This window comes from Skermania sp. ID1734 (genome assembly GCF_007489285.1).
Taxonomy (GTDB): Bacteria; Actinomycetota; Actinomycetes; order Mycobacteriales; family Mycobacteriaceae; genus ID1734.
Window position 1 is genome coordinate 56,688 of the sequence record NZ_VLIY01000005.1, and the last position, 18,542, is coordinate 75,229.

Annotated in this window: 18 protein-coding genes; 12 read left to right on the forward strand and 6 right to left on the reverse strand. The window is 64.6% G+C overall.

The window, feature by feature from the left end; all coding sequences use genetic code 11:
- Positions 1–75: 75 nt before the first annotated feature.
- From FOS14_RS07635 to FOS14_RS07645, 3 genes are read right to left on the reverse strand one after another with little or no spacing between them, the layout of a single operon-like run.
- Entirely contained in the window at positions 76–1,389 is a 1,314-nt protein-coding gene (locus FOS14_RS07635) for a cytochrome P450 (RefSeq protein WP_255450149.1), read from the reverse strand.
- A 31-nt stretch (positions 1,390–1,420) separates the two neighbouring features.
- On the reverse strand, positions 1,421–1,642 hold the full coding sequence (locus FOS14_RS07640; protein WP_143769702.1) for a dodecin: 222 nt from the start codon (positions 1,640–1,642) through the stop codon (positions 1,421–1,423).
- Between the two features lie 18 nt (positions 1,643–1,660).
- Positions 1,661–2,173 (reverse strand): DUF6764 family protein, encoded by a 513-nt coding sequence (locus tag FOS14_RS07645; RefSeq protein ID WP_143769703.1) that lies wholly within the window; start codon positions 2,171–2,173, stop codon positions 1,661–1,663.
- 241 nt (positions 2,174–2,414) lie between these two features.
- Here FOS14_RS07645 and FOS14_RS07650 point away from each other — a divergent pair, with 241 nt between their 5' ends.
- Both FOS14_RS07650 and ilvD read left to right on the forward strand, forming a co-directional pair.
- Positions 2,415–3,791, forward strand: a complete 1,377-nt coding sequence (locus FOS14_RS07650; protein ID WP_143769704.1) for a wax ester/triacylglycerol synthase family O-acyltransferase — start codon at positions 2,415–2,417, stop codon at positions 3,789–3,791.
- A gap of 37 nt (positions 3,792–3,828) precedes the next feature.
- A complete protein-coding gene (gene ilvD, locus FOS14_RS07655) occupies positions 3,829–5,526 on the forward strand; it encodes a dihydroxy-acid dehydratase (protein WP_143769705.1) in 1,698 nt (565 codons plus the stop codon).
- 156 nt (positions 5,527–5,682) lie between these two features.
- Here the strand turns inward: ilvD and FOS14_RS07660 are convergent, their stop codons facing one another.
- The gene (locus tag FOS14_RS07660) at positions 5,683–6,336 is read right to left on the reverse strand and encodes a S1 family peptidase (RefSeq protein WP_143769706.1); all 654 of its coding nucleotides are present in this window, start codon (positions 6,334–6,336) and stop codon (positions 5,683–5,685) included.
- Positions 6,337–6,582: 246 nt separating this feature from the next.
- Here FOS14_RS07660 and FOS14_RS07665 point away from each other — a divergent pair, with 246 nt between their 5' ends.
- From FOS14_RS07665 to FOS14_RS07710, 10 genes are all read left to right on the forward strand, one after another.
- Positions 6,583–7,602 (forward strand): adenylate/guanylate cyclase domain-containing protein, encoded by a 1,020-nt coding sequence (locus FOS14_RS07665; protein ID WP_143769707.1) that lies wholly within the window; start codon positions 6,583–6,585, stop codon positions 7,600–7,602.
- A 189-nt stretch (positions 7,603–7,791) separates the two neighbouring features.
- Positions 7,792–8,652 (forward strand): ABC transporter permease, encoded by an 861-nt coding sequence (locus FOS14_RS07670; RefSeq protein ID WP_143769708.1) that lies wholly within the window; start codon positions 7,792–7,794, stop codon positions 8,650–8,652.
- The gene (locus FOS14_RS07675; RefSeq protein WP_143769709.1) at positions 8,652–9,521 is read left to right on the forward strand and encodes an ABC transporter permease; all 870 of its coding nucleotides are present in this window, start codon (positions 8,652–8,654) and stop codon (positions 9,519–9,521) included. The genes FOS14_RS07670 and FOS14_RS07675 overlap by 1 nt, the downstream gene beginning before the upstream one ends.
- Before the next feature lie 10 nt (positions 9,522–9,531).
- Positions 9,532–11,031, forward strand: coding sequence for an MlaD family protein (locus FOS14_RS07680; RefSeq protein WP_143769710.1), 1,500 nt, complete (start codon positions 9,532–9,534; stop codon positions 11,029–11,031).
- A 5-nt stretch (positions 11,032–11,036) separates the two neighbouring features.
- The gene (locus tag FOS14_RS07685) at positions 11,037–12,062 is read left to right on the forward strand and encodes an MCE family protein (protein WP_143769711.1); all 1,026 of its coding nucleotides are present in this window, start codon (positions 11,037–11,039) and stop codon (positions 12,060–12,062) included.
- Positions 12,062–13,078, forward strand: a complete 1,017-nt coding sequence (locus FOS14_RS07690; protein ID WP_143769712.1) for an MCE family protein — start codon at positions 12,062–12,064, stop codon at positions 13,076–13,078. The genes FOS14_RS07685 and FOS14_RS07690 overlap by 1 nt, the downstream gene beginning before the upstream one ends.
- On the forward strand, positions 13,075–14,154 hold the full coding sequence (locus FOS14_RS07695) for an MCE family protein (protein ID WP_143769713.1): 1,080 nt from the start codon (positions 13,075–13,077) through the stop codon (positions 14,152–14,154). Before FOS14_RS07690 ends, FOS14_RS07695 begins: the two co-directional genes overlap by 4 nt.
- The gene (locus FOS14_RS07700) at positions 14,151–15,239 is read left to right on the forward strand and encodes an MCE family protein (protein ID WP_185981664.1); all 1,089 of its coding nucleotides are present in this window, start codon (positions 14,151–14,153) and stop codon (positions 15,237–15,239) included. Before FOS14_RS07695 ends, FOS14_RS07700 begins: the two co-directional genes overlap by 4 nt.
- A complete protein-coding gene (locus tag FOS14_RS07705; protein ID WP_143769715.1) occupies positions 15,236–16,402 on the forward strand; it encodes an MlaD family protein in 1,167 nt (388 codons plus the stop codon). Before FOS14_RS07700 ends, FOS14_RS07705 begins: the two co-directional genes overlap by 4 nt.
- 207 nt (positions 16,403–16,609) lie before the next feature.
- On the forward strand, positions 16,610–17,350 hold the full coding sequence (locus FOS14_RS07710) for a hypothetical protein (protein WP_143769716.1): 741 nt from the start codon (positions 16,610–16,612) through the stop codon (positions 17,348–17,350).
- 7 nt (positions 17,351–17,357) lie between these two features.
- Here FOS14_RS07710 and FOS14_RS07715 read toward each other — a convergent pair whose 3' ends face one another.
- Together FOS14_RS07715 and FOS14_RS07720 are read right to left on the reverse strand one after the other, a co-directional pair.
- Positions 17,358–17,909, reverse strand: a complete 552-nt coding sequence (locus tag FOS14_RS07715) for a ribonuclease H (protein WP_143769717.1) — start codon at positions 17,907–17,909, stop codon at positions 17,358–17,360.
- 58 nt (positions 17,910–17,967) lie between these two features.
- Positions 17,968–18,498 (reverse strand): hypothetical protein, encoded by a 531-nt coding sequence (locus FOS14_RS07720; RefSeq protein WP_143769718.1) that lies wholly within the window; start codon positions 18,496–18,498, stop codon positions 17,968–17,970.
- Positions 18,499–18,542: the final 44 nt, after the last annotated feature.

Genomic DNA, 18,542 nt, shown 5'->3' on the forward strand with positions numbered 1-18,542 from the left:
GAATGCCCCCCGAATTGATGCTTGGGGGTCGGATGTGACGATTGTCAATATTTGAGCCGGAAATTTGATCTTTGTTCACCCGGCTGTTTGCAGTGACATTACGTCGAGCAGTAGCGGTCGTCGTGACCGGGTCGCAATACCGTGCGGGACGGCCGGTGGGATGGGCCGAACCCGATCAGGAGCGGGCAGGGCAAGCCTGGATTGGCTCAGAATCGTCGCGACGACGATCCGCATCTCGTACTCGGCGAGAGTGGCACCGATACACCTGCGGTGGCCGCCACCAAAGGGCGCGAACTCGAAGGGTGTCGCCCGCTCGGTATCGAATCGGTCCGGATTGAAGGCGGCGGCGTCACTGCCCCACGCCGCGGGGTCGGTATGCAGCAGCGGCAGCGCCACCCCCGCGACGTGGCCTGCGGGGATTCGCTGACCGCGCACCTCGAGTGGTTCGGTCAGCTGGCGCAGCACGATCGGCACCGGCGGGTGCAGCCGCAAGGCTTCGTCGCAGACGGCCCCGAGCAGCGGCAAGTCGGCGAGTTGCGCGGGTTGAACGGAATCGACGTGCTGGTCCAGTTCGCCGCGCACTCGGTCCAACAGCAGCGGGTCGCGATGCAAGCGGTACAACGCCCACCCCACCGCGGTGGCGGTCGTTTCGTGACCGGCAATCAGCAGCGTGACCAACTGTGCGCGCAGTTCCGGACGTGCTGCGCCGGCGGCGAGCAGCGAGCTGGCGATGTCACGACCCGCCGTCGCCGGGCGCCGCTGCGCGAGGTCCGCGTCGAGAAGTCCGTTCAGACTGTCGCGGGCGCGGCAGAATCGATCCCAGCCCGATCGCCCGAAGAACCGCTGGCGCAGTGGAGGTAGGAACATCAGCGGCCCGGTGTAAGCATTCAGCAACTCGCTGACCGCACCAACGTATTCGGCCCGCCGCCGGGCGTCGTCGACGCCGAGTACCGCCTCGAGGATGACCCGCAGCGTGATGGACCGCGCCGCGGCACCGACCTCGACCCGCCCGCCGGGCCGCCACCGTGCGGTCTCCGCACGGGCGGCCGCGGCGATGATGTCGGCGTAACCGCGAATCTGCGCGCGATGAAACGCCGGACCGAGCAACTTGCGCACATGTTGGTGGGCGGCACCGGACAACAGGATCAGTGACGATGAACCGACCAGTGGCGCAATGGGATTCGGAGTGGGCGGTTCGAGCGACTCGAGGGGCGCGCGAAATATCTCCCGCGCGCCATCGGGGTGTCCGGTGAACCAGACCGGCGGCAGCCCGGGGAAGCGCACCCGAAAGGGATCACCGTCGTGGGCGGCGCGCCAGCGCAGATAACCCTCGGGATTGCCAATCGCGGCAACCGTGTGGAGCGCGTTGCGCGCCTGCGTACCGATCACACCTATGCCACGAGACGTCGCGCGTCGTGGTTCAGCTCAGCTCGCCGGCTTCGATCCGAAAGCCGATCTTGAGCGTCACCTGCGTGTGCGCGACACGCCCCTCGACGATGTGCCCGCGCGTTTCGACCACCTCGAACCACTCGAGGCTGCGCACCGTTTCCGCCGCCCGTGCCACGGCGTTCGCGATAGCGGCGTCCGTGCCCTCGCTGGAGGAGCCGACAACTTCGATCACCCGATAGACATGATCACCCATGCCGAGCATCTTCCTCCCTCAGTGCAGTTGCCACACCCCGATCGCGGTGGACAAACACGCCAGTCCGGCCAGCGAATTCCAGGCGAACGCCGCCGGCCCCTGGCAGATCACGCCTTGGTCGGCGTTCGCCACCAAGGACTGCGACGGTCCGAAGGCCAGCGCAAGCGACAGCGCGCCGTTCTCGACCGAAGCGATGGCGACGCTTCCCTTTCCGATTCCCAACGCGGCCGGGAAACCGCCGCGTCCCTGGCTGGCGCCGACGCCGCCGTCGCCGCCGATGCCGAGCGCGTGTGCGCCGAACTCGCCCTTGGCGTAGCCGACCCCGTCGAACGCGAATGCAGCGGCCTGGCCGGTGGCATCCGCCTCCGAACCGCATGCGGACCGGTCAACGATCACTGTCGATTGCTGACCGCTGTTACTCACACATTGCAGCGGTTGGGCGTTCGCGCCACCGGGCGCCACCGCGGCTGCAGTGCACGCGGCCGATGCGCACACCAACATTGCCGCGGTCCGGTTGCCGCCTAGGCGCATGATCCCCCCTCCCCTAGCGGACCAATATGCTCGACAGTACCCGTATTGGGCCCGCCTGAATCCGGGGAAATGAGTGACGAATTCGCGTCAGTTCTTGGCCGCGCGCCTGCGCCTGCTGGCTACTCGGTCGGCTCCCGCTGAACTCACTGCCTGGCCACCGCGCTCGCGGGACGCATAGGATTTCGACAGACGGCCCGCGTACACCGACGATCTGCTACTTCACAGCTGAATCGAGCCACCGATGCGTTTGATGTCCCCAACAGACTCGGTCTTCCTGCTCGGCGAAAGTCGCGAGCATCCCATGCACGTGGGTGGACTGCTGCTGTTCGAGCCGCCGCCCGACGCGGGCCCGGACTATGCACGCATGGTGTACGAGGATGCGCTGGCGCAGACCGAGTCCACTCGGCTGTTTCGCACCCATCCGGCCAATCCCGTTGGCCTGCTGGGAACTGTCGCCTGGACCACGGACAAAGAACTTGACCTCGATTACCACATCCGGCACAACGCCCTGCCGAAGCCGGGCCGCGTGCGGGAGTTGCTCGCACTGGTCTCCCGGATGCACGGCTCACTGCTGGACCGGCATCGGCCACTGTGGGAACTACATGTCATCGAGGGCCTCGAGGACGGCCGAATTGCGCTGTACACCAAGGTGCACCACGCCCTTGTCGACGGCGTCTCGTCGATGCGACTACTGCAGCGCTCGCTCTCGGAGGATCCGGACAAGCGTGACTGTCCCCTGATGTGGTCGCCGAGCGGTCGCCATCGACGCAACGATGTTTCCGTCGACCCGGTCGAGCTACTGCGCTCCGGTGCGGCGATATTGCGCGATGCCGCGGGACTGGCTCCGGTGACCGCGCGCATCGTCAACAAGGCGCTCAACGACAAGGATCTGGTGCGTCCGCTGCAGGCGCCGCACACCATGTTCAACGTCGGTATCGGCGGCGCTCGCCGATTCGCCGCGCAGTCGTGGCCGATCGATCGCTGCCGGTCCGTCGCCCGATCGACCGGCACCAAGCTCAACGACGTGGTGTTGGCGATGTGCGCGGGAGCGCTGCGCGAATACCTCTTGGAACGCAACGCGTTACCGGAAGATCCGCTGATTGCCGCGGTACCGGTGTCGCTGCATTCGCGGCGCAACAGCAACGACGACGGCGACGGCGGCGGAAATGCCGTCAGCGTACTGCTGTGCAACCTTGCGACCGACGTCGCCGATCCCCTCGACCGGCTCGCGGCCATCAACAATTCGATGAACCAGGGCAAGGACATGATGGCCGGGCTGACGCAGTTGCAGGCTACGGCCGTCGGTGCGGCCAGCATTGCCTCGCTCACCCTCGCGCAGCTGCCTGGTCTGGCCGAGCACGCACCGGCGTCGTTCAACCTGTTCATCTCCAACGTGCCGGGTCCCAAGGAGGAGATGTACTACAACGGCGCGCGGCTCGACGGCTTCTACCCGGTGTCCATCGTGCTCGACGGGTTCGCGCTGAACATCACGCTGACCAGCCGAGCCGGATACCTTGACTTCGGCCTGATCGGTTGTCGGCACAGCGTGCCGCACCTGCAACGGCTGCTGACTCATCTCGACGATTCGCTCACGGAGTTGGAGAAGGCCGCCAGTTGACCGCAGAGGCCCGGTTGCGAGGAGAAAGGTGCATGCCATGACCGAGAGTGTCGACATCAAGCCGCGCAGCCGGGATGTCACCGACGGACTCGAAAAGGCCGCCGCCCGAGGCATGTTGCGGGCCGTCGGCATGGGCGACGAGGACTTTGCCAAGCCGCAGGTGGGCGTCGCCTCGTCGTGGAACGAGATAACGCCGTGCAACCTGTCGCTGGACCGGCTCGCAAAGGCCTGCAAGGACGGCGTTTTCGCGGGCGGCGGTTATCCGCTGGAATTCGGGACCATCTCGGTTTCCGACGGCATCGCGATGGGTCATGAGGGCATGCACTTTTCGCTGGTATCGCGCGAGGTCATCGCCGACAGCGTGGAGACCGTCATGCAGGCCGAGCGGCTCGATGGCGCGGTCCTGCTCGCGGGTTGCGACAAGTCGCTGCCCGGAATGCTCATGGCCGCAGCACGTTTGAACCTTGCCAGCGTGTTCCTCTATGCCGGGTCGATTCTGCCCGGGGTCGCCAAGATGCCCGACGGCACGCAACGCGAGGTGACGATCATCGACGCGTTCGAGGCCGTCGGTGCCTGCGCGCGCGGGCTGATCACGCGCGCGGACGTCGACGCGATCGAGCGCGCGATCTGCCCGGGCGAAGGTGCCTGCGGCGGCATGTACACCGCCAACACCATGGCGAGTGCGGCTGAGGCACTGGGCATGTCGTTGCCCGGCAGCGCGGCACCGCCAGCGACCGACCGGCGCCGCGACGGCTATGCGCGACGCAGCGGGCAAGCGGTGGTGGAACTGTTGCGCCGCGGCATCACCGCGCGTGACATCCTCACCAAGGAGGCGTTCGACAACGCGATCGCCGTCGTCATGGCGTTCGGCGGCTCCACCAATGCGGTGCTGCACCTGCTGGCCATCGCCGCCGAAGCCGACGTCAAGCTCTCCCTCGACGACTTCGTCCGCGTCGGCATGAAGGTTCCGCACTTGGCCGACGTGAAGCCGTTCGGCCGCCACGTCATGACCGACGTCGACCGCATCGGCGGCGTGCCGGTGGTGATGAAGGCGCTGCTCGACGCGGGGCTGTTGCACGGCGACGCATTGACCGTCACGGGAGCGACCGTCGCGGAGAACCTGGCGGCCATCGCGCCACCGGATCCGGACGGGAAGGTTTTGCGGGCGATGTCGGCACCGATTCACCCGACCGGTGGGATCACCATTCTGCGCGGCTCGCTGGCCCCGGACGGCGCGGTGGTGAAGTCTGCAGGCTTTGATTCCGATGTATTCACCGGCACGGCAAGGGTTTTCGACCGGGAACGGGCGGCGATGGACGCGCTCGAGGACGGCACCATTACGAGCGGTGATGTCGTCGTCATTCGATACGAGGGGCCGAAGGGGGGTCCGGGGATGCGCGAAATGCTCGCCATCACCGCGGCCATCAAGGGCGCCGGCCTGGGCAAGGATGTCCTGCTGCTCACCGACGGCAGGTTCTCCGGCGGTACAACCGGGCTCTGCGTCGGTCACATCGCGCCCGAGGCGGTCGACGGTGGTCCGATCGCGTTCGTCCGCGACGGTGACACCATCACCCTGGACGTCGCCAACCGAACTCTCGACGTGGATGTGAGCGAACAAGAATTCGCCGCCCGCCGCGAGGGCTGGTCCCCGCTGCCGCCGCGCTATACCCGGGGCGTGCTAGCCAAATACGTCAAGCTCGTCGGCTCGGCCTCGGGCGGCGCAGTCTGCGGTTAGTGGAGATGAAGCGCCGGTGAGGACCCGCAGCGTAGCGAGGACCGGAGCCGGTGCGGAATCGACCGGGCGTGACCGAGCAGCGAGCCATCACAGCAACAAGTAACGCGCGGGGCCTGCTGGCCGCCGCGCGTTACTTGTAGGTGCAGATCGCCGCTGTCAGATCGGGCGGTACCCGGACCCGACCCCGCCGCGGGCATTCATGTCGCCCAGGACTGCGTTGATGTTGGTGCCGACCTCCGGGCCGATGCAGGGGGTGGCCAGGTAGGCATTGACCATGCCCACCAGTGTCGAGCCGATGACCACCGGTGAGCCGGAGTCCCCCTCGACCACACAGACCTGGCTCCAGGTCTCTTGGTTGGTGTTGAAGACGTCGCCCCACACGATTCCGCAGGTGTTGCCGGTGGTGCGGCCTTCCTTGCAGACGACATTGCCGAACTGGGCCGGGTTGCCCATGCCAGTGATGGTCACGTGGCCGACGTGATTGACCGGGATGACAGCTGCAGGGTCGAACCGGATGACCGCATAGTCGAGATCATGGTTGGAGTAGACGAAGCGGCCGACAACCTCGCGGTTGTATTCGGCTTTCACCACCGCACCAGCGTCACCGCAGTGGCCGGCGGTCAGGCCGACAAGATTGCCGGCACCATCGTGGCCGATGGTGGTCAGCGTGCACTCGAATTCGTCGTCGATGATGATGCCCGAGCCTCCGCCGAGGGTTGAAGGTGCAGGCGCGGCCGCGGCGCCGCCCACCCCGACAAGCGCCGACGCTGCACCCACAGCCATGACCATCGTTGCTAGCTTCTTGAACATTTCCCTCCAGACGTCGATCGCACCCTACCAACAAGTTGCGCTTGCTGAAGAACGGTGATCTGAGAGGGCATCTCTGACGGTTCGCCGTTCGTCGTATTTGGTATCGGTGGTGACATTTGGGTGTTTTCCCAGGTACCGCCGATGCCGGAAAATCTGCTGAAGATATCTGTACGAATGACAATGTTGTTTCACCTAGTTTTCGATCGGCAATTCTTCGCGCACCCGCAACTCGCAGAGGAGCTAGCGATGGCAACCCACGACCAGGCGGCGCAAGTCCTTTCCGAACTCGAGCCGCTCCTGCTCGGTGGTCGGTCCCGGCTGAATCGCAACGAGGTTGCCGCCGCGGCCGGCGTACCGCTGGAGCGGGCTGAGAAGCTTTGGATCGCACTGGGTTTCCCGCGGGCTGAAGGCTCCGAGGAACGGCGCTACACCGATGCCGACGCGGAGGCGCTGCGCACGGCGCGACGACTCGTCGAGGAGGGGGTAATCAGTGCGGATCTCGAGGTGGCGGTGACGCGCACGATGGGGCAAGCGATGGCCCGCCTCGCCGAATGGCAGGTCGACGTGGTGGTAGCCAACGTGCTGCGAGACCTCCCGAGCGAGGAGTCGACGCAACGCGATGCCGATGAGGTGCGGCGCCGGATATCGGAAGTCACCGCCGCCGTGCTGCCCGCACTTGAGAGCCTGCAGAACTATGCCTGGCGCCGGCACCTGCTCGCGGCCGCCGATCGGTACTTCGCGAGTCAGGACGATCAAGCCTCAGAACCGAGCAGCCGAACCCTGGTCGTCGGGTTTGCCGACATGGTCGGTTACACCAGCCGTACCCGGCATTTGGCCACCGATGAGCTGACCCGGCTGCTCGAATCGTTCGAGTCGACAGCCACTGAAACGATCACCTCGGGCAAGGGGTGGGTGATCAAGAACGTGGGCGACGAGGTGATGTTTGCCGCCCACGAGCCCGCCGATGCCGCTCGAATCGCCTTGGCGCTGCAGGCCGCGCAGAGCGCGGTCGAAGACGTGCCCGAGCTCCGCGTCGGTCTCGCCTACGGTCCGGTGCTGACCCGATTCGGCGATCTCTACGGCTCCGTCGTCAACATCGCGGCCCGGCTGACCGGCGTCGCCCGGCCCGGGACAATCCTGGTCGACGACCAGCTCGCGGACGCGTTGGCTGACAATCCGGAGCTCTACTTCCGGCACTTGCGCCCGGTACCGGTGCGCGGATTTTCCCGGTTGCACGCGCACGTTCTACGCAGAAAAGGCCAGTAGCCGGGCATAAAAACGAACCGATCGCACGATAAGTTCCCTGAGAACTTTCGGGAAAGTCCGATTAGTACACGGTCCACTCGTATGATCCAACTCACGCGCGGCAGTTCGTCGTGTCCAGGGGCACGGTAGGGTGCCCTGACGCTACACCGCCGCTAGCTAACAGCCGGCGATCAACTTCGAGAGGGGTCGATGCGCGTGCACGCGACGGATAGTCCACCCAAGCAGTCCTCGGTGTCGGCGGCCGCGGCTTGGACGAAGGACTACTGGTCCGATCATCCGAAGCGGTCCATCGAGACGTTCGGTCGCCAGATCACCATGGGCGGACAGGCGATTACGGAACTCGTCGTGGACATCTTCCGACGAAAGTTCCCGTTCAACGAGTTCGTTAAACAGTGCGCCTTCATGAGCAGCGTGGCGGCGGCGCCAACGCTGCTGGTCGCCATCCCGATCGGTGTCATCATCGGCATCCAGGTCGGCGCGATCGTCCAGCAAGTCGGTGCATCGTCGTTCACGGGTGCGGTCAACGGTCTCGGCGTCATCCAGCAAGCGGCGCCGCTGGTGACTTCCCTGATGATCGCCGGTGCCGTCGGGTCGGCCATCTGCGCCGACCTCGGGTCCCGAACCATCCGCGAAGAGATCGACGCGATGAAAGTGATGGGCGTCGACCCGATGCACCGCCTGGTCGCGCCGCGGTTGGCCGCGGCCATGCTGGTCAGCACCCTGCTGTGCGGGTTCGTGGTCTTCGTCGGCTTTATCACCGGCTACATGTTCAACATCTACATGCAGGCCGGCACCCCGGGTGCGTACCTGTCGACGTTCGCGTCCTTCGCGACGGTGTCGGACCTGGTGTGTGCGCTGATCAAGTCGCTGATCTTCGGCTTGCTTGCCGCCATCATCGCCTGCGATACCGGACTCAACACCCGCGGCGGTCCCGGTGGTGTGGCCAACTCGGTCAACTCGGCCGTGGTGAACTCGGCGTTGATGCTGTTCGGTGTCAACCTGATCATCACCCAGGTCTACAACGCGATCTTCCCGGCTCAGGTGGTGTGATGAGTCAGACCTCGACATACGTTCCGCCGCTGCTGCGGCCGTTCCAGGCGCTCAAGAGCATCGGTAACGGACCGAAGAACCTCACGGCCCGCGCGGGCCATCAGGTGTTCTTCTTCTTCCGGGCGCTTGCCGCTATTCCGCTGGCACTCAAGCAGTACCGCAAGGAAGTGCTGCGGCTGATGTCGGACTTCGCGTGGGGCAACGGATCTCTGGTGGTCGGTGGCGGCACGGTGGGAATCATCGTGATTCTCAGTGCCTTTGGCGGCATGACGGTGGGCATCCAGGCCTACACCGGTCTGAACCTCATCAACATGGGTCCCATCACCGGCGCGATCTCGGCGTTTGCGAGCACCCGTGAGCTCGGGCCGATGCTGGCGACGCTGGCATTCGCGGCCCAGGCCGGCTGCCGCATGACCGCACAGCTGGGCTCCATGCGCATCGCAGAGGAGATCGACGCGCTCGAATCGGTGGCCATCCGGCCGATGCCGTACCTGATCAGCACCCGCGTGTTTTCGGCCATGGTCGTCATCGTGCCGCTGTACGCGCTGGGCCTGGCCGTTTCCTACCTGGCCTGCCGATTGACGGTGACGCTGATCAGCGACACCTCCTCGGGCACGTACATGCACTACTTTTACCAATTCCTGATATCGACCGACGTGTTGTGGTCGCTGGCCAAAGCGGTCATCTTCGTCATGCTGACCACCTTCATTCAGTGCTATTACGGCTACTTCGCCGCCGGCGGTCCGGAAGGCGTCGGTGTGGCCGCGGGCCGGGCGATCAAGATGTGCATCATCATCGTCGTCTTCGCCGACCTGTTCATGACGCTGGCGATCTGGGGCATCAACCCAGGCATCCGGATCTCGGGGTGAGAGGCCAACAATGATTATCGATCCGAGTGGGCGCGGACCGACGATGAAGCAGTTGGTCATCGCCGGAATCGCGTTGTTCGTGGTGGTCGGGGTGGCGCTGTGGCTGTTGGGGCTGCGCTACACCGGGCATTTCCGCAGCGACATTCCGGTGACCGCGCGGCTGACCACCACCGGTGACGGTCTGCCCAAGGACTCCGACGTCAAATTCCGTGGCGTGCTGGTCGGCAGCGTCAAGGACGTCAAGGTGACGGCTAACGGCGAGGTGCAGGACGTCGGCCTCGAGATCAAGCCGCAGTATATCGACAGCATTCCGTCCACGGTGACCGCACGGGTGGTGCCCAGCAACATCTTCGCCGTCACCTCGGTGGAATTGCTCGACAACGGTCCCGGTCCGTCGCTGCACGAGGGCTCGATCATTCAAGAGGACCACAGCAAAGGCACTGTCGCACTGCAGGACACCTTGACGGCACTGCGCAACGTCATCACCGCGATCGACCCGATCCGGCTCGGCCGCGTGCTCGGTACCTTGGCCGACGCGCTCGACCCGAGCGTGCGCGTGCCCGGATCCTCGATCGTCCGGCTGGACCGGTGGCTGACGTCGGTCGATGCAGCGATACCCGATCTCGGAACGTATCTCGGCAACTTCGGTACCGCGTTCCAGGCGCTCAATCAGTCGGCCCCGGAATTGGTTGACTCACTGAGTCAGTCGGTGATCTCGGGCGCGACTATCGCGGCCAAGCGTGGCCAGTTGGCCAACCTGTTGTTCGACGGCTCGTTGACACTGGACTCGACAAACAACCTGTTCGCGCGAAACCCCAACTCCGGCAAGGAAGTTGTGCAGGGACTCGACCCGATGTTCAATGGTCTGGCCAACGACCCGGAGGCAATCGCGCAAACCGTTCCGGCGCTGCAGACCGCCCTCAACAACCTGGGCACCGCGTTCCGGTGGGGCCCGAGCAACAAGGTCTCGCTGTCGATCGATCTGAGCTTCACGCCGTTCCAGCAGTATTCGGCCGCTGATTGCCCCCGTTACGGCAACATGACCGGACCAAGCTGCGCGACGGCGCCGCCGACGGGTTCGTTCGGCGTGTTTCCGCCGGGATTGCTGCCGCGTCGCCTCGACTCGGCCGGACCGGCGCCGGTGAGTGTGCCGACCATCCCGCCGGTGAGCATTCCGGGCCTACCGCCGCTTCCGGGCATACCCGCACAGGGCCCGCCGGCCCACCCCGGACCGGCACCGGCTCCGGCTCCCAAGCCGTTCGCCGGGACTCCGCTGGAGGGCCTGGTGCCGTCGATACCTGGGCTGCAGCACCCGGCGGCGGCCAAGATCGAGCCGGGGTCCTACCTGGGTCGCGACGCGGTCGCCGCGATCGTCGGAGGTAAGCCCGAGTTCTTGCAGTTCGTGCTGCTCGACAATGCGGTCGCGGGGGGCTCGGTGCAGGTCCGGGACACCACTCCGGCTAATGACGCCCCGGGCGAGTCCGCAGCGATGCAGGAAGGCGGGAACTGACGCCGATGAGTATCAAGAAGCCGCTGATCGGATTCACCCTTTTTGCGATCGTCTCGATCCTGGTGACCTGGGTCGTGTGGTCGACCCTGGAACGCTCCGTCGAGGGTGGCACCAACGACTATTCGGCAACTTTCTCAAATGTCTTGGGCCTCAAGAACGGTGACGACGTGCGCATCGCCGGTGTGCGCGTCGGACGGGTCCAAAAGGTGGAGCTCGACGACAAGAACAATGCGAAGGTCGATTTCGTCGTTCAGAACGACCAGCATCTCTACCGAAACACCCAGGCGCAGATCCTTTATCAGAACCTGATCGGTCAGCGCTTCCTGGCGCTGGAACCGGGCAAGGGTGGCGATAGCAGCCCGCTCCCGGCCGGCAGTTCGATCCCGCTCTCGCAGACCCAGCCGTCCTTCGACGTTTCTGCGTTGCTCGGTGGTTTGCAACCGCTGTTCAGCGTGCTGCAGCCGGACCAGATCAACTCGTTGTCAGCCACGTTCATTCAGGCGCTGCAGGGCGACGGGGTGTCGCTGAGCGCGTTCGTAACCCAGGCGGCCGCGCTGGCCGAGACGTTCGGCCAGCGTGACGTGCTGATCGGCGACGTGATCGACAACCTTAACGGCGTAGTCAATGGGCTGGCCAAGCGCAGCGACGATCTGGACACTTTGATTACCCAGACGCGCTCGTTGATGTCGGGCCTCTACGCTCAGGGCAAGCTGCTGGAGAATTCGACCGAACGGGTGGCCAATGCGGCCGACGCCCTTGTCGACATGATGGGCAAGATCAAGCCGACGCTGAAACGCGCCCAGGATTCCACAACCCAGGCGATCGACCTGCTGGTCGCCACTGGTCCGGCACTGGACCAGGCCGCACTCGATCTGCCGCGGGCCGGCGTCGACCTTTCGCGAGTCACCGGCCAGGGCGCGTATCTGAACATCTACCCCTGCTCGCTCGACATATCGCTGTGGAATGTGTTGTTCCCACGAGGGTTGTTCAGCCAAATCGGAGGAAACTCGCACACGGAGGTCTGTCGATAATGGCTCGCAGAATTCCCCGGCCGAACTTTCACGGCAATCGATATTTCTGGCTCGGAATTATCGGCGGCATTGTCATCATCCTGCTGTTGGTCGGTTCCAGCCTGTTCAAGACTGCTGGCATCGGCAAGCAGTCGGTGACCGCCGAGTTCGAGCAGGCCGCCGGAATGCGCGTCGGCGATAAGGTCAGGGTGGCCGGTGTCGAGGTGGGCAAGGTCAGTGGCGCCAAGATCGACGGCGACCACATCGACGCGACGCTGAGCGTCGACAAGAAGTTGAAGTTCGGGCCGGACGCGCACGCAGCGATCAAGATTTCGACAATCCTCGGATTGCATTACGTGGAGCTGCAGCCCGGCGACGGTTCCGGCCTGCCCGGGGATCGAATCCCGTTGTCCAACACCTCGGTTCCGTTCAGCCTGTCGAAGGTCGTCATCGATCCGAAGTTCCCGCATCAGTGGAGTCGGGTCGAGGACATCAACACCGAGCAGTTGGCGCAGGCGCTGAATGTCCTCAACGAGCAGTTCGGCGACTCGCCGACCATGGTTCCGCAGGCGCTCGACAGTGTCGGCGCGCTGGCGAAGGTGATCGACAAGCGCCACGATCAGGTGCAACAGCTGCTGCAGAACCTGGACTCGGTGACCAAGGTGCTCAGTGACAACCGCAATGGACTGATGCTGATCATCAACCAGGGTGGTGCGATCACCAAGGCGGTGCAGGATCGCGGTCAACTGGTCCAGGGCTTGCTCAACAACGTCGGAACGCTGTCGCGCCAGTTGAAGGACATGGGAATCGACAACAACGGTCAGTTGGGTCCGTTGATCACCCAACTCGACACGATTTCGCAGGGGCTGGAAAAGAACCGCGACAACTTGAACAACATGCTGCAGGTGTTGCCGCCGACGGTGCGCCAGCTGACCAATGGCTTTGGCAACGGCCCGTACCTCGACGGCTATCTGCCGTGGTTGTTCCCGGATAACTGGCTGTGCTTTGCCAACGTCGTGAAGGGGTGCCAGGGATGAGTGCGCGACGATTGCGCCAGGTCGCCGGCGTGTGCGTGCTCGCCACTGTCGTGGCGGGATGCTCGTCGGGCAGTGGGCCGTTTAGCAACGCCACGACGGTCACCGCCGACTTCGAAAATGTTGCGGGCATGTACGAGGGCAACTCGGTGGACGTGCTCGGTCTGCCGGTCGGAAAGATCGACAAGATCACGCCAAAGGGCAGCTACGTCGAGGTGCAGATGTCCTTCGACAGCGGCACGAAGGTGCCGGCTGACGTGATTGCGGCCGAGGTGTCGCCGTCGGTGATTACGGACCGGCACATCGAACTGACACCCGCCTACTCGGGCAAAGGCCCGACGCTCGCCAACGGCGATCACATTCCGCTGGAACGCACCCGCACCCCGGTGGAATTGGACGAGGTACTCAAGACCGTCGACCAGATCGCCCAAACGCTCAAGGGCTCCAAGGAAGACGGCCCGCTGGCGGCGCGCATCGCGTCGAAGATTCTGGCGGACGGCAACGGCGAGAAGCTGCAGCAGACCATCAAGGCGCTGTCGGATTCGCTCAAGATCGGGTTGGACAACCGCGGTCCGGTGGCGCACGCGATTGTGCGGCTCAACGAGGTCACGCAATTGCTCGCCGACAACGACCAGTCCACACGGGAATTGAGCTACAGCCTGACCCGGGTCTCCACCATGCTGGCCGACCAGGCACCCGGCCTGCAAGCGGTGCTCGATCAGCTCACCGCGTTCCTCAACAACACCTCGACCGTGCTGGGCAGCCACCAAGGCGAGCTCAGCGATGCGCTGACGCGGCTCGGTTCGACGACGGATCTGTTGAAGCAGAACGCCCGCCAGCTCAAAGAACTCGTGGACGTGTTGCCGTTGATGGGTCAGAACATCGCGAACGCGGTCGTTCCGCAGACCCACGAGTTGCGAACGCACGTGCTGACCGACAAGTCGTTGCTCGACAACGAGACGATCAGCCTGTTCTGTGAGCGGGTGCAGCTGCGTGCCGATGGATGTCGGACCGGAAAGATCCAGGACATGGGCCCGGACTTCGGGCTTACCGCCGCGATGTTGGGACTGACCAAATGAATCTCAGGCGAATTCATGCGGTTTCCGCGCTAGTGGTTGTGGCAGGCCTCGGGTTGACCGGCTGTGGGGTGAACGCGCAGAACCTGCCGTTGCCCAAGCCGGGAGTGCCGAGCGATTCCTACACCTTGCACGTGATTTTCAAGAGCGCGCTCAACCTGCCTACCAGCGCGAAGGTCAAGGTCGCTGGTGCTGATGTGGGTGCTGTCACCGACATCACCACCAAGAACTTCCAGGCCGACGTCACCGTCAAGATCCAGAAAAACGTCCAGCTCCCCGACGGGACCACCGCCGAGCTGCGGCAGGCCACCCCGCTCGGTGACGTCTTCGTGTCGATGAACATGCCGCAGCGCAAGCCCGGCGACCACCTTCTGCAGGACGGCGACACGATCGGGATCAATCAGACGACGGCGGGCGCCACCGTCGAACAGGTGATGACGGCCGCTTCGACGCTGATCAACGGTGGTGTGCTGACCCAGGCCGCCAACATCGCCGATCAGTTGAGCTCCATGGTCACCGGGCACGGTCCGGTCCTGTCGCACCTGATCGTCGAGATGACCGGGGTAATCAAGAGCCTCAACGACCGCACCGACCAGCTCGACCTGTCGCTCAACCAGCTCGACGCCATCCTGGGTACGGTCAACGATCGCAAGACCGAACTGGCCAGCGTCGCCAACACGTTGCCGCAGGAAGTCGGTGCGATCGGCGAGAACAACCAGGCCATCGGTGCGCTGCTGGCCCGGCTGGCGGTCACCAGCGATGCGCTCGGAGACTTCTCCCGTACCACCGGCCAGAACCTCGATGACATGCTGTCCGGCGTCGATAAGTTGATGTCCGGCATTGCGCGGTGGGGCAACAGCCTCGGCGGTGCCATGGACGCGTTGCACAGGGTGCTTCCTGGCCTGGATTCCTCCACCAAAGGCAGCTCGTTGGCTGCGCTGCTGACCCTCCAGTACCTCAGCATCGGGGCTCTCAGCGACCCCAGCGGTAGCCGGCTACCCAATGGATCCGACGTGACGGGGCTGGTCGTGAGCATGACCGAAGTGCTCCAGCACATCTATGGCCGGATTACGGGAGGTCACCGATGAGGGGCATCTTCAGGCACAAGACGCTGCTGTCGAGCCTCGGCCTCGTCTTGATGCTGCTGCTGGGCACCGGCTACATCTTGGTCAAGGTCACCCGTATCAATCCGCTGCGCTCGACCTACCACGTCACGGTGGACCTCGATCGATCCGGCGGCTTGCAGCCGAACAATGACGTGACCTACCGCGGCTACCGCGTCGGCAAGGTCGATTCGATGGGGTTCACCGACAAGGGCGTTTACGCCAAGGTCGAGATCAACTCCAACTACAAGATCCCGAAGCAGGGAATCGTTGCGGTGCAGGCGTTGTCGGCGGCCGGTGAGCAGTACATCGACTTTCGGCCGGAAACCGACCAGGGGCCGTACCTGACCGATGGCTCGGTCATCCCGTACAGCCCGGCGAAGATCAAGACGCCGGTGCCGATGTCGGAGGTGCTCGACAGCACGACGCACCTGATCAACGAGATCGACCCGAAGCGCTATTCGATGATGGTCGACCAACTCGACATTGCGCTCGCTGGCGGTCCCGTGCAGTTGCGCACGCTGATGCAGGGCGCCAGTATCGCGATCGCTGGCCTGGACACGTACCTGCCGCAGACCACCAGCCTGATCTCGAATCTCGGCACGATCATGGAAACCACCACCAACGCGCAGCCGGACTTGGGCACGTTGACGCGGAATTCGAAGGTGATCTTCGACCAGCTCAATAAGGCAAACGCCGAGTTGGCCAAATTCCTCGACTCCAGCCCGGGGTTGGTCAGCACTCTCGGTGGAACGGTCGACAAGATCAGTGATCCGGCGACGAAACTGTTGGGCAACTTCGTCGCGATCGCCAAGGCCGGTCAACTTCGCACCCCCGCCATGACCGCGCTGTTCCCGGCACTGCGCGACGGCATCGCCGGACTCGGCACCACCATCCGAGAGGGCGACGTCAAGATCCTGGGCGACATCTGGGTGCAGCCGTTCTGCGACTACGCCTCGACGCCGACCGACCCGACGCAACCCTCACCGACCACCAGCATCCGCGTCTACAACTACTGCCAGACCGGGATCCCCGGGCTGCAGATTCGCGGCGCGGCGAACGCACCGCGGCCGCCGGGTGACGACACCGCTGGCCCGCCGCCGGGCGCAAACCCGAACGCGGTATCCCCACCGCTGCCGGGACAGTGATGTCGGGAATGGCGACGTCCGAAAACACGAGGTACGGGATTATTAGGTACCAGCGACGACGTGTCCTCCGATAGGGCACCGCAGCGTCGGTTCGCTCCAGCGGGCATACTCGCTGGAGCGAACTGCTGCACTATCCGGGTGCGGTAGCACCGTAAATCGGGTGCGGATCCGCACCGTGTCCACAAATGGAAAGCCTGAGAATCTTCGATGTTTGGCAAGAAGGAAAATCCGGACCGCGAGCCTTCGAAAGACAAGTCGGCCGCCGAGGCGGCTGGCGAGTCGGGCAAGGAACCGGTGACCGACGCGACGGACGCGGCGGCAAAGCCGGAGCCGGCCGCAGCTGAGACCGCAGGTGAAACGGCTGGCGTCAGCCCGGGCGCTCCCGATCCCGAAGTTCCGGCGGAGGAGCCGGAGACCGCCGAGGCGGAGACGTCTCGCAAGCGGTCGCCGCTGCTGAAGTTGATCGCGGCGGGCGTGGCCGGCGTTGTCTTCGTTGCCGCTGTGGTTATCGCGATTCTCGCGTCCTGGAACTGGAAGAAGCTGCACGACGAGAAGCAGGACGGTCAGGCGGCCAGTGCGACCGCGTGCGAGTACGCAAAGAAGCTCGCCACCTACGACTACAACAACCTCGACGCGTTCTTCAAAGGCATCCTGACCGGTGTGACGGGCGAGGCCAAGCAGCGTTTCGACGAGACCAGCAAGAGCGAGGATCTGAAGAACTTCCTCAAGCAGGCCCAGGTCAAATCGCAGGTCGATGACACCGAGTGCGGCGTGAAGTCGGTCGACGGCGACAACGTGACGGTCGTCATCTCCATCACTGGCAAGCAGGGCAGCCTCGGTACCCAGGGCCAGATGGTGCCTCGCCAGATCGGCGTGCTCGCCACCCTGCAGAAGGTCGACGGGCAGTGGCTCGTCAGCAAGCTCGACGCGCCCTTCTTGCAGCAGTAGGCAAGCTTTAGAAAAGCGTCATCGCCGCCGACTCGGTACCGGCTTCGGTCGGGCCCGGCTCGGCGGCGATCGTTTCGGCGGCGGTGATTGTCTCGGCCGCGGTGATTGTCTGAGTGGTTGCGGTCAGGTCGGCGGCCGCGGCCCGCGCGGCGTCTCCTGCGAGTGCGTCGGCTTGCTCGTTGAAGTAGTTGCCCACGTGCCCACGCACCCAACGGAATCGAACCGGGCCGCTCCGCTTGGAAATGGCGTCATCGATCTCGCGGATGAGTTCCAGATTGCGCACGGGCGCACCACCAGCTGTTCGCCAGCCGCGCTTCTTCCAGCCGGCCAGCCACTCCGACGAGCACTTGATCGCATACTGCGAGTCACTCTCGATGAGGAGTGGCTCGGTACCGGGATGCGCAATCAGGGCGGCCAGAATCGCGCGAAGTTCGGCGATCTGGTTGGTGCCGGTTGCTGCGCCGGCGCTCGCGCTTGACCCGGTGTGGTTGACCCAGGCCCAGCCGATCGGGCCGCCGGGGTTACGCAGGCAGGAACCGTCGGTGCTGACCATGATCACGATCATCGACACTACCGATCGAGGCCGACAAAACTGATTCAGCCGCGCGGGCCCACTATTAGCTGGCCAGCACTTCCTGCGACGGCGCTGGCTTGCGGTGCAGCTCGAGTGTCTTGGAACCAAGCGCCGGGTCGGTGACGGTGACGATCACGCCGTCTCGATCGACGTCGAATTCACTGACGACTTCGGTGTTCGGATCGTCTCCGGTCGACGGTCCTACTCCACGCAACCAGTTCGAGATTCGGTCGAGAAGATTTGTCGCAAGTTGCATGTCGTAGACACGGCCGGGCACAACGGCCGACTCGGTCCTGCGAATCGTCTCCGTGACGTTCGCCGGCACGCTCTCGACGAGTTTCTGCTGGACCGGAGCGTCGGCTGAGGTCGACGCCGCGGGCGCGACGGCATGTTTGGTTCCGTCCAGTTGCGGGGTGGCGGCGTGGACCTGTCGCGGCGGGCGTAGGTCGAACGTAAAGGTCTGGTCCGGCGCGGGGCGCCCGAGGTCGGAAAGCACGATCGACGCAGCCGCAGCCGTCAGCGCCATGCTCGCCACGCTGGCGAGCGCAACCGCAGTGTTCCGGATGCGCGACACGTTTCCTTCCTTTCTCTCGGGGGCGAGGGTCATTACCAAAGGTA